Origin of the sequence: Streptomyces sp. NRRL F-5135, assembly GCF_000719775.1 — a bacterium.
GTDB lineage: Bacteria > Actinomycetota > Actinomycetes > Streptomycetales > Streptomycetaceae > Streptomyces > Streptomyces hebeiensis.
This window is the reverse complement of sequence record NZ_JOHR01000025.1, coordinates 100,820-113,784: the sequence shown is the minus strand read 5'-3', so window position 1 is coordinate 113,784 and position 12,965 is coordinate 100,820. Positions and strand designations below refer to the sequence as shown.

The 12,965-nt window shown below is 74.1% G+C and carries 11 protein-coding genes; 2 read left to right on the top strand and 9 right to left on the bottom strand.

All coding sequences use genetic code 11. The annotated features are described in order from the left end of the window. Positions 1-783: NlpC/P60 family protein (locus tag IG02_RS43240; RefSeq protein WP_234314990.1), on the bottom strand; the 783-nt coding region annotated here is incomplete at its 3' end. A gap of 758 nt (positions 784-1,541) precedes the next feature. Between IG02_RS43240 and IG02_RS37165 the strand changes: the two genes are divergently transcribed. Further along, positions 1,542-2,081: a MarR family winged helix-turn-helix transcriptional regulator gene (locus IG02_RS37165; RefSeq protein ID WP_030756005.1), complete on the top strand. Its 540-nt coding sequence runs from the start codon at positions 1,542-1,544 to the stop codon at positions 2,079-2,081. 152 nt (positions 2,082-2,233) lie between these two features. Continuing rightward, positions 2,234-3,961 carry a cytochrome b gene (locus IG02_RS0132215; protein WP_078855003.1) on the top strand — a complete coding sequence of 576 codons (1,728 nt, stop codon included), beginning with the start codon at positions 2,234-2,236 and terminating at the stop codon, positions 3,959-3,961. Between the two features lie 38 nt (positions 3,962-3,999). On the opposite strand, the gene IG02_RS0132210 is transcribed toward IG02_RS0132215, so the two are convergent. From IG02_RS0132210 to IG02_RS43230, 8 genes are read right to left on the bottom strand one after another with little or no spacing between them, the layout of a single operon-like run. After that, positions 4,000-5,025 carry a glycosyltransferase family 2 protein gene (locus IG02_RS0132210; RefSeq protein ID WP_078855002.1) on the bottom strand — a complete coding sequence of 342 codons (1,026 nt, stop codon included), beginning with the start codon at positions 5,023-5,025 and terminating at the stop codon, positions 4,000-4,002. A gap of 24 nt (positions 5,026-5,049) precedes the next feature. Next, complete coding sequence (locus tag IG02_RS0132205; RefSeq protein ID WP_107055753.1) at positions 5,050-6,120, bottom strand: glycosyltransferase family 2 protein; 1,071 nt, start codon at positions 6,118-6,120, stop codon at positions 5,050-5,052. Further along, positions 6,110-7,183 carry a glycosyltransferase family 9 protein gene (locus tag IG02_RS0132200; RefSeq protein WP_234314989.1) on the bottom strand — a complete coding sequence of 358 codons (1,074 nt, stop codon included), beginning with the start codon at positions 7,181-7,183 and terminating at the stop codon, positions 6,110-6,112. The genes IG02_RS0132205 and IG02_RS0132200 overlap by 11 nt, the downstream gene beginning before the upstream one ends. Before the next feature lie 16 nt (positions 7,184-7,199). Beyond that, on the bottom strand, positions 7,200-8,936 hold the full coding sequence (rfaE2, locus tag IG02_RS40055; RefSeq protein ID WP_037804891.1) for a D-glycero-beta-D-manno-heptose 1-phosphate adenylyltransferase: 1,737 nt from the start codon (positions 8,934-8,936) through the stop codon (positions 7,200-7,202). Then, entirely contained in the window at positions 8,933-9,697 is a 765-nt protein-coding gene (locus IG02_RS0132185) for a D-sedoheptulose-7-phosphate isomerase (protein WP_078855000.1), read from the bottom strand. The genes rfaE2 and IG02_RS0132185 overlap by 4 nt, the downstream gene beginning before the upstream one ends. Continuing rightward, on the bottom strand, positions 9,694-10,947 hold the full coding sequence (locus tag IG02_RS0132180; RefSeq protein WP_030755987.1) for a glycosyltransferase: 1,254 nt from the start codon (positions 10,945-10,947) through the stop codon (positions 9,694-9,696). The genes IG02_RS0132185 and IG02_RS0132180 overlap by 4 nt, the downstream gene beginning before the upstream one ends. Beyond that, entirely contained in the window at positions 10,944-11,909 is a 966-nt protein-coding gene (locus IG02_RS43235; RefSeq protein ID WP_030755984.1) for a glycosyltransferase, read from the bottom strand. The genes IG02_RS0132180 and IG02_RS43235 overlap by 4 nt, the downstream gene beginning before the upstream one ends. Then, the gene (locus tag IG02_RS43230; protein WP_030755981.1) at positions 11,906-12,913 is read right to left on the bottom strand and encodes a glycosyltransferase family 9 protein; all 1,008 of its coding nucleotides are present in this window, start codon (positions 12,911-12,913) and stop codon (positions 11,906-11,908) included. Before IG02_RS43230 ends, IG02_RS43235 begins: the two co-directional genes overlap by 4 nt. Between the last annotated feature and the right edge of the window lie 52 nt (positions 12,914-12,965).

Sequence of the window (12,965 nt, the reverse complement as noted above, 5' to 3'; positions counted from 1 at the left end):
CATGTCGAGTCCGCTGCCGCCGGTGTTGGGGTACATGAACAGCTTGCCCGTCGACACCTGTACGGCCAGCAGGTCGTTCTTGCCGCCGCCGCTGAACTCACCCGCCGCCAGCTCCGTCATCCCCGGATCCGCGGGGCCGTCCTCGACGACCGACTTGTTGCGGACCGGGACGAAGGTGCCGTAGCCCGAGTAGTAGGGGTACGGGATCTCGCGGTGGTGCACCCCGGAGGAGGTGAACTCGTAACCCATGTACGTGGAGTGGTCCGAGTCGCTCCACTTCTCGAAGAGGACCACGTGGCCGGAGGCGCCGCTGGCCTTGTTCAAGAGCGCGTCACCCGGCTTCAGTTCGCTCTTGCCGATCCCCTCGGTGACACCGCGCGGGCCGAAGGTGTCCGTGGTGAGCGACGCGTCGAGCTTCCAGGCCATGGACACGTAGCCGGAACAGTCGGTGCGGTAACCCTGGTACGAGCCGCCCCAGTCGTAGTCGAGGCCGATGCCCACCCAGGCCTTGGCCCGCGCTATCACCTGGCTCCGGGTGATCTTCGGGGCGAGCGCCTGGATGCCCTGCTCGGCGACTTCCTGTCTGGATGGGTCGACCGGTGTGACCGGGCCCTGGCCGTTGCTTCCGTGGTCGTTGTCGGAAGCGGCAGCCGAGACCGTGGCCGTGGCCGGTACGGGGGCAGGCGCGGCCGACGCCGACGTGGCCGCGAGCGTGCCGCCCGTGACCGCGCAGACCAGAGCGACGGATATCGCGGAGGAGCGCAGCATGACGTTATGGGACACAGAGTTCTCCTGTGGTGTTCTCCGGCATGGCGAACAGGGTTGTCCGGCCTGTTGGCCAGCGGAACTGATGGTGTGTCAGGGGTATGGACAGGTGAATAGGCGGCCCTCGTCGGGCAGTGCCCAGGGGTGTCGGCCGACCAATGCGGAGCCCGTGAATCCGGGCTTCGCCTCGCATCGCGCGCGCCACCGGCCGGAGCCGGTATGGCGGAACGGAAGCCTTCTGTTTCCAAGGAGGCCCGCCCTGAATGGTTCGAAATCTAAGGCGGATGCGGTGTGTTGGTCGCGGTCACGGCCATAGCCTCCGCGATCTACCCGCGTTGAGCGTCATCCTTGAGGAGGGGGTGATCTCCAACCACCGGACGAGTCGTTGTCGTGCGTTTGGAGCACATGGCTGATTCTCGCTGTACCGTCAGGCGTAGGCGGAAAAGGTAAAGAGTGGGAAAGCGGAAGTGGAATGCCAACTCATGGAATTCGTCACTCCGGTGACACGCGTACCGTGTGTTCCGCGTGACGCGTCGGCCTCATTGATTTCCGGGCGTGTCGGTTCCGCGGGCAGCGGAATGCGCCTGGAGGGTGGAGTACACAGTCAATCGGACGCATGTGTTCCGCTCCGTGACGGACGGGTCCGCGTTCACCGCGCCGTGATGTGATGTGTGCCACTCCGCCATGCCGGTGGACGTGGTGCCGTCGTTGGCTGTGGGCGCGGCTAAACGTCTTGATTTACTTGAGTAAAGCAAGTAGCTGGTAGGGTGGTGTGCATGCCGACACCGCCACAAGCAGCCGCCCCCGTCTCGTCGCACGTGGTCGAGATCGAGCGGGCTCTGAACCGTATCGCCTATCTGACCAACCGGGTCAGGCAGCACGAACGGCTCATGGCGCTGGCCGGAGTACCGCTGGACCGGGCCGCCGTGGCGCTGCTGCGGCGGATCGCCGACGCGGACCCTCTGCGCCCCGGTGAGCTGGCCGTTCAACTGGGCGTGGAGGCGTCGCACGTCACCCGGCAGGTGCAGCAGTTGCAGAAGGCGGGTTATGTGTCCCGGGTCCCGGACCCGGACGACCGCCGTGCGCAGCGCATCCAGCTGGCGCAGGCCGGCCGGGACGCGGTCGACCGCATCAGCGAGGCGAGCTGCCGGGGGATGCAACTGGCCCTGTCGGAGTGGTCACCCGAGGAACTCCAGCAGCTCGCGACTCTGTTCCACCGGATGGTCGACGACTTCCTCCGCCACGCCGTCGACGACGAGGACACCGGGGCCCCGACCGGCGGCCCCGCACCCGAACGGCCGGTGGCCGGCGGTTGACCGGTTGACCCACCTGGCCCGCGCCCTCACCCCCTGTTGTGGGAATGCGGTGGCCGTGTCCGCTACGGCCGGTGTCGGTCGGGTAGTCCACCTGCGGTGGGCGGTGGCCCCAGCCGACGCGGACAAGGGGGCGGACAAGGGGAGCGTGGCCGATGCTGTTCCGGAAACGGCAGGCGAGGGCCGAGGCACGGGCGCGTCGGGCGGCGGTCACCGGATTCGTCGCGCTGGACCGCCGACTGCCGGTTTCCGAGGCCGTTCGGACGCTGCTGCGGAAGGCGTTTCCCGATCACTGGTCCTTTCTGCTGGGCGAGCTCGCCCTTTACAGCTTCCTGGTCCTGGTGGTGACGGGCAGCTACCTCACCCTGTTCTTCCGGCCCGGTACGGCGCAGGTGGTCTACCACGGCTCCTACGTCCCGTTGCAGGGCCTGCCGATGTCCGAGGCCTACGCCTCCACCCTGGACATCAGCTTCGCCGTGCGCGGCGGGCTGCTGATCCGTCAGATGCACCACTGGGCGGCCCTGATGTTCGTCGCGGCCCTGACGGTGCACATGCTCCGGGTCTTCTTCACGGGGGCGTTCCGCCGCCCGCGCGAGGCCAACTGGACGGTCGGGGTGACGCTCTTCCTCCTCGCGCTGCTGGAGGGTTTCGCGGGCTACTCGCTGCCGGACGACCTCCTGTCCGGCACGGGCCTGCGCACCGCTCACACGATCGTGCTCTCCATTCCCGTCGTCGGAACGTACCTGAGCGATTTCATGTGGGGCGGGGTCTATCCCGGGCAACTGCTCATTCCCCGGCTGTACATCCTGCACGTCCTGTTCGTGCCGGGGATACTCATCGCGCTGATCGGCGCGCATCTCGCTCTGGTCGTGTATCTCAAGCACACCCAGTGGGCGTTCCGGGGCAGGACGAACACGAACGTGGTCGGGCAGCCCATGTTCCCGCAGTTCACGGCGAAGTCCATGGGGCTGAGCGCGATGGTCTTCGGTGTGGTCGCCCTCATCAGCGGCCTCGCCCAGATCAATCCGATCTGGACCTACGGTCCTTACCGCACCGACCAGGTCGCCACGGACGCGCAGCCCGACTGGTACGTGGGCTTCCTCGAGGGGGCGCTGCGCCTGATGCCCCCGTGGGAGAGCGCGGTGGCGGGGCACACCTTCATGTGGAACGTCCTGATCCCGGCGGTGATCCTGCCGGGGCTCGTCTTCACGGTGCTCTACCTGTATCCGTACGTCGAGAAATGGGCGACCGGGGACCTGCGGGAGCACCACCTGTGCGACCGGCCCCGCGACAATCCGACCCGTACGGGCCTGGGTGTGGCGGCGATCGTCTTCTACGCCGTCCTCCTGCTGGCCGGGGGCAACGACGTCATCGCCTACTCCTTCCACGTGTCCGTCAACGCGCTCACCTGGATCTTCCGCGTGACGGTCGTCGTCGGACCGGTCGTCTCCTACGCGGTCACCAAACGCCTCTGCCTCGCCCTGCAGGCACACGACCGGCGCCTGCTGGAGGAGGGGACACCGACGGGCAAGGTCGTGCAGAGCGTCTACGGCGAGATCGGCACGGGGCACGCACCGGTCCCGGCCGAGCAGCGCTACCGCGTGCTGGTCCGTGACATCCCCGTACCGTTGGAGAGACCGGGCACCGAGGCGTCCCGTGGCGACCGGCTCCGGGCCGCGCTGAACCGCTGGTACTACGGGGAGCGCGTCGACATGCCGGTGTCGGACGAGGAGCGCGGCCAGATCGCGCGCCGGACACTGGACCCCGCGTCCCGGGCGGAGGTGACCGCCCGGCAGGAGACCACCGCCTCCTCGCCGGAAGCCGCCTCCTCGCGGAAGACCGCGTCCCCGACGGATACCGTCACCCGGCCGGACGAGGAGTAGCGGGGCGGAGCAGGCGGGGTGGCGGCGGGACCCGCAGGTCATCCCACGTATTTGCGCGCCGTGGACGTGCGCCGCGACCGCTCCAGGAGTGCCAGTCGGGCCTCGAGCCACGGCGGGACGGGGTCCCGCTGCCTGAGCACCCACGGCAGGCCCGCCAGCGCCCGGCCGAACGCCCGCGCCGACGCCAGGTCCCGGGGGACCGTCCGCGACAGATGACAGGTGCGGCGCAGGGCCGGTACGAGGGGACGGCGCAGCCACGTGAACCACAGGGTGTTGCGCAGCCCCAGGACGCGCCGCGCCGTGCTGTCCCGGACGGTGGAGGCGTGGTGGTGGATCGTCAGCCCCGGCACATAGCTCAGCCACCACCCCCGCCGCTGGAGGTCGGTGGCCAGCAGTTCCTCCTCGCCACCGAGCCAGAGTCCGGGGTGGAACCCGCCCGCTTCGACGAAGGCGTCCGTACGCATCACCGTCGCCGCCGCGAGGAACGAACCGAGCGCCGGTCCCGGCAGCCAGGCCGGGCCGGACAGCGGCGAGTCGCGCAACTCCGCGACGACCGGGTCCTCCTCCCCGGACGGCTGGACGACGATGCGCGCGGTGACGGCGGCCAGTGCGGGGCGCCGGTCGAGGAGGTCGGCGGCCAGCCGCAGCGAACCCGGCTCCCAACGGGTGTCGTCGTCGCAGAAGGCCACGTACGGGGTTCGGACGCGGCCCACGGCGAGATTGCGGCCGACCGCGCCGAGGTTCAGGGCGGCCCTGAGCAGTTCGACCTCGGGGAAGTCGCGGGCGACGGCCGCCGCGGTGCCGTCCCCGGAGGCGTTGTCCGTGACGATCACGTGCGGGCGCTCCGGGAGGTCGCGCAGGGCGCTCAGCGTTCGGAGCACCTCGGGGCGGCGGTCATGGGTGATGACCACGACGGTGACCCGGTCGTCCGGCCCGTCGCCGCCGGGCGCCGGACCGGACCCGGGTGACGACGGGTACGGGTGCGGGGCGCGGGCGGTCGTGCGTACGGCAGCCGCGCCCGCGAGGGGTGCGGCCGTGTCGGCGCGGCGCGCCCTGCCCTTCATCCTCGGCCCCTCACGCCTTCTCCCTCATGCCTCGTATCCCGTCGCACGTGACCCCTTCACCGTTGTCCGACGGCCGGCCTCCAGCAGCCGGACCGAGTGCTCCACTCGGGGCGGGAGCGGCCTTCGCCGGGCCAGCGCCGCCGGGAGCCGCGCCAGCGCGCCGCGCAGCGCCGCCGCGGCTGCGGGCTCCGCGTGCGCCGCCTCGGCGGCGAGGCGCGCCGTGTGGCGCAGGGCCACGGGCAGGGGCCGCCGGAGCCAGTCGGTGAGCAGCGCGTTGCGCCGTACGACGGACGTCCGGCCCGGGCGGTGGCCCGCTGCCGGGTGGTGATGGGCGATCAGCGCCGGTACGTACGCCAGGCCCCAGTCGGCCGCCGCGAGGTCGTAGGCCAGCAGTGTCTCCTCGGCCCCGAAGAAGAGCAGCCGGTGGTAGCCGCCCACGCCGAGGAAGGCGCGGCGGCGGACCACCGCGGCGCAGCCCAGGAACCCGAGGACCGGACGGCCGGGCAGATCGGGCTCGGGCGGCAGGGGCGAGTCGGCCAGCACCGCGTTCAGTGGATCGTCCAACCGCTCGGGACCGACCAGGGTGCGGGCCGCCAGCAGCCCGAGACGGGGGTGAGCGTCGAAGAGGTCGGCCGCGGTCGCGAGCGCGCCGGGTGCCCACCACGAGTCGTCGTCACTGAAGGCGACGTAGGGGGTGATGGCCTGCCGGACGGCGAGATTGCGGCCCAGCGCACCGGTGTTGCGCCCGGGGCACAGGGCTCGCGCGCCCACCGGATGGGCGCGTGCCGCGGCGGAGGTGGCGTCGGTGGAGCCGTTGTCGACGACGACGACCGCCGGCCGTTCGGGCAGGGCGGCCAGTCGGTCGAGCGTCCGCAGCAGGCTTGCCCGGCGGTCCCGGGTGATCACGGCGACGGTGACCCGTCCGTCCGGCTCGGGCGTGGCTCCGGCGCCGACGCCGGACCGTGCCTCACACGCGGGCAGGGAGTCGGTGGGCTCGGTGGAACCGGCGGGCGCGGCAGGCCCGGGAGATCCGGTGGGGCCGGCGGAGCCGGCGGGGGTGGTACGAGCGGCGGGCTCGGACCGATCAGCGGACATGGCCGAGGACCTCCGCCGCACCAGGCACTGTTCGGGTGTGGGACGTACCGCCTCCGGACGTACCGCCTCCGGACGCACCGTGTCGGGGTGTGCCGCCCTGTCCCGCGCGGTGGTCCAGCAGCCGGCTCACGGCGGCGTGGACCTCGGCGGCCCGGATACGCGACAGCAGAGGATCGGGGACGGTGGCGTGCGGATCGCCGGGCGGGCCCGGATGCCACAGGGCGACATGCCGCTCGTCCGGCGGCGGACCCCACAGGCGCGGCGGCACCGGGCCGAAGAGCGTCACCGACGAAGTCCCCAGCGCGACGGCCAGATGCGCGGGCCCGGTGTCCCCGCTGACGAAGACGGCGGCCCGGGCGATCAGGGCCGAGAACTCCTCGAAGGGCAGGCCACCGCACCGGACGTCGCAGCGGTCGAGCCCCGCGCTGTCCGCGATACCGGCCAGCAGGCCGTCCTCGCCCGGGCCGCCGGTCAGGACGGTCCGTACCCCCGTCGCGACGAGGCCGGCGACGACCTCCGCGTACCGGTCCGCGGGCCATCTGCGGGCGGCGGAGTCGGCTCCGGGGTGCACCACGACGGCTCCGGCCGCGGCCGACGGGCGGAGCGGGGGAGCGAGTCGCAGGTCGGCGGGGTCCGCCGGGATCCCGTACGCCCGCAGGAAGCGGCACCAGCGGTCACGCTCGTGCTCGTCGGCCCGCCACTCGGGCGGTGGCTCCCCCCGTTCACCCGGGGCCGCGAACGCCAGGAGCCGGCCGGGCCGCAGTTCGGCGAGCGCGTCCCGGCTCTCCGGGCCGTTGCCGTGCAGGTCGACGGCGACCTCCGGCGGATCGCCGGTCCAGTGTCGCAACGAGGGGACGGCACGGCCGGACGCCCGGGTCGGCAGGAGCGAGTCCACGGCACCGGTCGCCCGGGCCGCGTCGTACAGGGAGGCGGGCGCGGCGAGCACGATCTCATGCCCGGGGAAGGCGCGGCGCACCCCGCGCAGGGCGGGGACACCGGCGAGCAGGTCCCCGAGTCCGAGTGCGCGCAGCACCAGGACACGGGGCCGTCGCCGCGATGTCACGTGGCCGGACACCCCGTCACCTCCGCACGCTCGCGGGCGAGGTGCCGGGAACGCCCGCGGACGCGGCGTCCCGTCGCCCGGCCGCCCGCCGCGCCAGTGCCGTGGTGGAGCGGCCGTCCAGGTACGGCAGCAACACCACCTGGCCTCCCCAGCTCTCCACCAGGGCCGCCTCGGGCAGCTCGGCCAGGGCGTAGTCGCCGCCCTTGACCCAGATGTGCGGGCGGAGTTCGGCCAGCAGCCGCTCCGGAGTGTCGTCGTCGAAGACGGCCACGGCGTCGACACACTCCAGCGCCCGCAGGATCCGCACCCGGTCGGCCGCCGGGACCAGGGGACGGCCACCGCCCTTGCGCCGCCGCACGGAGGCGTCGGAGTTGACGCACACGAGCAGGCAGTCGCCGGTGCGCCGGGCGGCTTCGAGGAGCGCGACATGGCCCGCGTGCAGCAGGTCGAAGCAGCCGCCCGCCGCGACGACGGTGCCGCCCGCCGCACGCACCCGGGATGCGAGTCCGGCCGCGTCCGTCTCCCGGACGGCGACGGGCCGCCCGGTGACGCCCGTGGGCCCGGCGGGTCCGGCGGGCCCGGCTCCGGCTTCCGGGGCGCCGGCCGGGGCGAGACCTGCCGTCAGGCCGTGCGCGCCGCCGTCCGCCACGTAGCGCGTGGCGGCGTGCACGGCCCCCTGGACGGCGTCCTCGGGAAGCGCCTCGTCCGCCAGCAGCCCGGCGGCGGTGGCGGCGAAGCGGTCACCGGCACCGCAGGCGTCACCCTCCGCCCGCCAGGGCGTGGGTACCAGGAGCGGGGCCTCGCCGTGCGAGAGGAGGGCGCCGTGCCGGCCGAGTGTGACGACGACCGAGGTGACGTCCCAGGCCCGGATCAGCGCACGGGCGTCCCGGGCCGCGACGGCGAGTTCCCCGCCGGGCCCTTCGGGCGCTCCGGCCGTCCCGGTGGGCCGACGTCCACCGTCCACGGCAGCGGCCCCGGAACTCGGCCCGGGGACACTGCCCGGTTCGGCCGCGTCCGGTGCCGCGTCGGGCGGGGGGCCGTCGGCGGGGGCGCCGTCGGGCGAGGTGCCGTTCTCGTGGCCCGGACCGGGGTCCGCACCCGGCCCGCCGCCGTCCTCGTCCCGGGCGCCGGTATCCCTCTTCGGTACGCCGCCTTCGTATCCCCTGGTGCCCTGCCACGCGGCGACGAACCAGCGGGCCTCCGAGGCGGACGGGGTGGCGAGCCGGGCCCCGCGCACCGGCGGCCCGCCACGCGGATGCGGGTCCCAGACGACGGGCACCCGCGCGGCGGCCGCGGTGAGCGCCGCGCGCAGGACGTCCGCGGTGCCGCGCCCGTAGTCGGAGACGAGGACCGCGCGCGCGGTGGCCAGCGTCTCCTCGGCCTCCCGCGTCGCCCCGGCCGCCCGGCCGTCCCCGTCGTCGAGCCTGAGCAGCGGTCGGCCCTGGACCATGACCCGGGTCTTGGCCGGCATGCTTCCGGCCAACGGCAACTCCACCAGCCGTACGCGCCCGGCGAGCAGGGCGCGCAGTTCGGCGTCCGCCGGGCCGTCGCCGAGCGCCGTGACGAGGGTGACCGCGCGGCCGTCGAGGGCGGCCAGATACGCGGCGAGTGCGGCCCCGCCGGGCCGGGCCGTGCGCTGGAGGTGACTGACCACCGGCACGGGTGCGTCGGGCGCCAGCCGTTCGGCCCGGCCGGCCAGATCTTGGTCCAGCAGCGCGTCGCCGACCACCACCAAAGGCGTCAGCCCGCTCATGTGCCGTCCCTCTCCCTCACCGGTGCGCCGTTCACGGCCCCGTCGCCCGCCGTGTGACCCACTCGGTCGCTCACCGCGCCCGGCTGCCCGGTCCCGTCTCCCACCGCGCGCCCCACTCCGTCGTCCGCCGCGTCCCGCGCCGTATCCGCCGCCGACCGTCCCGCCGAGCCCGCCGCCACCGCCTGGTCGAACGCCTCGCAGAGCACGTGCACGGCCACCAGGTGGAGTTCCTGCACCGTGGCGGCGGCCGGGGCCCGTACGCACAGCGCCCGGTCGCTGATCGCCTCCAGCGGGTTGGGCGGCGGCCCGGTCAGGGACCAGACCGCCATGCCGATCCGGCGGGCCTGTGTGGCCGCGGTCAGCAGATTGGCGCTCGCGCCGCTGGTGGACAGCAGCATCAGCACGTCTCCGGGCCGGCCGTGCGCGCACACCTGCCGGGCGAACACCTCGTGCACGCCGTAGTCGTTGGCGATGGCCGTGGTGGACGAGGTGTCGGCGTGCAGCGCCAGCGCCGAGAACGGTGGCCGGTCGTCGCGGTAACGCCCCACCAGTTCGGCCGTCAGGTGCTGCGCCTGGGCCGCGCTGCCGCCGTTGCCCGCGACCAGCAGCCGGGCGCCCGCGCCCAGCGAGCCGGCCAGCCGCGTACCCCAGTCCTGGAGCACCGGGGCGGACTCGCGGAATCCGACGAGGGCCGCCGTCAGGTCGTCGCAGTGCCGGTCGGGGGAGCCGTCGCGGCATCGTCCGGGGGAGAGGAGTGTCATCGGGCACCTCCCGGGAGGGGGGAGAAGACGGGAGCGAGTTCGCGGTACACCCGTTCCACTCCGTCGGCCACCCGGTCCCAGGTGTAGAGGGCGAGGGCCCTCCTCCGGCCGGCGGCTCCGTACCGCTCCAGCCGGTCCGGGTCGTCCAGCAGCGCGCGGACGACGGCGCCCAGGCCGGAGCCACCGTCGTCCGGGTCCACCAGCGCGCCCGTCACCCCGTCCACGACCGTGTCGAGATGCCCGCCGACGGCGGTGGCGACCACCGGCGTGCGGCACGCCATCGCCTCGATCGGGACGATGCCGAACGGCTCGTAGTACGGGAGCGAGAGCACGAGGTCGGCACCGGACATCAGGCGGGGCATATCGGCGTGCGGCACACCGCCCAGCAGCCGCACCCGGTCCGCGACGCCGTACTCGGCGGCCGTCTTCCGCAGCCGCTCCGCCTCCGGGTCGGCCAGCAGCGGGTCACCGGGCGCGGGCCCGCCGGCGATGAGCAGTTCGGCGTCCGGCACCTCGGCCAGGGCGCGGACGGCGCGGTCGAAGCCTTTGCGCGGGACGAGCCGGCCGACGGCCAGCAGACGCCGCGGAGCTCCCGGGCGCCCGGGGGAGCGGGCGGTGCCCGGTACGGGTGCGAAGTGGGCGGGGTCCACACCGCACGGCACGATCGAGACCCGGTCGCGCCCCACGCCCATCGCGGCCAGTTCCGCCGCCTCCTCCGCGCAGGTGGCCAGGACCCGCGCGCACTCGCGGCCGATCCTCGCCTCGATGCCGACGCGCTCGGGCGGGCTGGTGTCGTCAGCCCCCTGATGACGCCTCTTCACCGTGCCCAGCGCGTGGTACGTCTGCACCACCGGCACCCCGAGGCCCCGGACGCCGTCGAGAGCGGCGAGGCCGGACATCCAGAAGTGCGCGTGCACGACGTGCGGCGGGGCGGCGCGCCAGGCGCGGGCGAGAAACGCGCCGAACTCCGGCATGTGGCAGAGCAGCCGGTCCTTCGGCACGAAGCCGGGCGGCCCGGCGGGAACGTGGACGACACGCACCCCGTCGGGTGTCGTCACCAGGTCGGGCGGGTCGGGGCTGTCCCGCCGGGTGTAGACGGTGACCTCATGACCCCTGCGGGCCAGTTGACGGGCCAGCTGCGCCACGTAGACGTTCTGTCCGCCGGCGTCGGGCCCGCCCAGGGCTGCCAGCGGACCGGCGTGTTCGGAGACCATGGCGACGCGCCCCTGGACGTGTTCCGCGTGCTTCATCGCGTGACCTCATCCCTCATCAGGTGTTCCCAGTCGTCCAGGAATCGGTTCACCCCGTACCGGGCCCGCGCGGCGGCCCGGGCCCGCTCGCCGGTCCGCCTGGCGTGCTCCTCGTCCTTGAGGAAGCCGCGCACCGCCTCCTCCAGGACGTCGAGCCGGTTGGAGACCACCCCCGCCCCCGGCGGCACGGCCTCGACGACCTCGGTGGTGGCCAGCGCGACCACGGGCATGCCCAGGAACATCGCCTCCAGCAGCGACAGGCCGAGCGACGTCCAGCGGACCGGGTGCAGATACAGCCTGCACCGGGCCATGGCCCGGTGCAGTTCGGCCTGCGGCAGGTCACGCGTGCGGCATCGGTCGCGAGAGAGCCCCAGGTGCGCGGCGAGTCCCTCGGTGCCCATGCCGAAGACGTCCAGCGCGGCGGTGCCCGCGAACCGTTCGAGCAGGTCGGTGCCGGTGGTACGGCCGCGCCGCAACGGCTCGTTGACCACGACCGCCGCCCGTGGTTCCGCCCCCGTCCACAGGGCGCCCGGATCGATGACGCCGTGTTCGATCACGGCCGTGGGGGCCCGGCCGTTGTCCCACATCAGGCGGTTGAAGTGGGTGACGTGGACGATCGGGATGTCGTCGCGGTCGGCCAGCGGGTGCCGGGTGCCCTCCGGGGTGCCGTGCGGGCTGTTGTGCTCGACGTAGACGGCCGGCACGTCCCGGCCGGGCCGGCGCCCGCTCCACTCCTCGGCGAGGCCCAGTTCGTGGGGCCGTTGCAGCACCATCACGTCGATGTCGTGGCCGCGCAGCTCGCCGGGAGCGACCTCCCGCACGGAGGCGGGCCAGTCCCAGGTCCTGGCGCGTCCGAGACCGTCGGGCCCCCGGCCGGGGAGGACCGGGACGAGACAGGTGTGCGGCCCCTGGACGAACGCGGTGAGCCATGAGCCGTGCACATGCCAGATCAGGACGTTCACGCGCACTCCTTCGTCAGCTTCTGCACGGCGCGCACCACGTCCTGGGCCGTGACCTCGTCCAGACACGGGTGCCCGGGCACCGGGCAGTTCCGGGCGCGGCTGCCCGCGCAGGCCGCCCGCTGGTCGCCCAGCAGGATGGCCGGCACGCCGTACGGACCCCAGCGCCCGGCCGGCACCACCGGCGCGAAGAGCGAGACGACCGGGGTGCCGACCGCCGCCGCGAGATGCGCGGGGCCGGTGTTGCCCGAGACCAGGACCTCGGCGCCGCGCAGCACTCCGGCCAGCCGCCGGGGGTCGGTCCGGCCGCCCAGGTCGACTCCGGTCTCCCCGCTGACGTACCGGGTCAGGGGCCGCTCCTCGGGTCTGCCCGTGACCACGACCCGGTGGCCCGCGTCGGAGAGCAGGGTCACCGCCTCGGCGCACCGGTCGGGGCTCCAGGCCCGGGCGGGGGCGCTGGCCCCGGGATGGACCACGGTGTAGGGGCCGTCGCCCGTCAGTCCCACCGTGTCGGGGGTGGGCAGGATCCGCAGCCGTCCGTCGTCCCCGGGCGCCGGGGTGAAACCCAGGGCGGCGGCCGTGTCGAGCGCGGCCTCGGCCTCGTGGCGGCCGGGCCGCCGCCGGTGCCGCACGTCCAGGAGCCGGCCCGGGTGATCGGTGCTGTCGGCCCCGATCCGGGCCACCCCGGCCATCCGCAGCAGCAGCGCCGTCGGCAGCGGGCTCTGGTGGAAGGAGGTGAGGACGAGCGCGACGTCGTACGCGCCGGCGCGCAGCCGCCGGACCGTGCCGTCGATGTCGGCCGCCTCGACCGGGGGCGGATCGACGCCCTCCCACGGCGCCTCCCACACCAGCACCGCGTCGACCCCGGGCAGCAGCCGGGCGGCGGGCTCGCCACGCGGCCCGCACACCATCGTCACGTGCCCGGCGTGCGCGGCGACGGCCCGTACGGCGGGCCCCGCCAGGATGACGTCGCCGAAGCTGTCGAGACGTACGACCAGTGCCCTCATGCCGACCGTTCCCTCCTGCCCGCCGCCCCGGCGGGCGCCGCGCCCCCGGCGC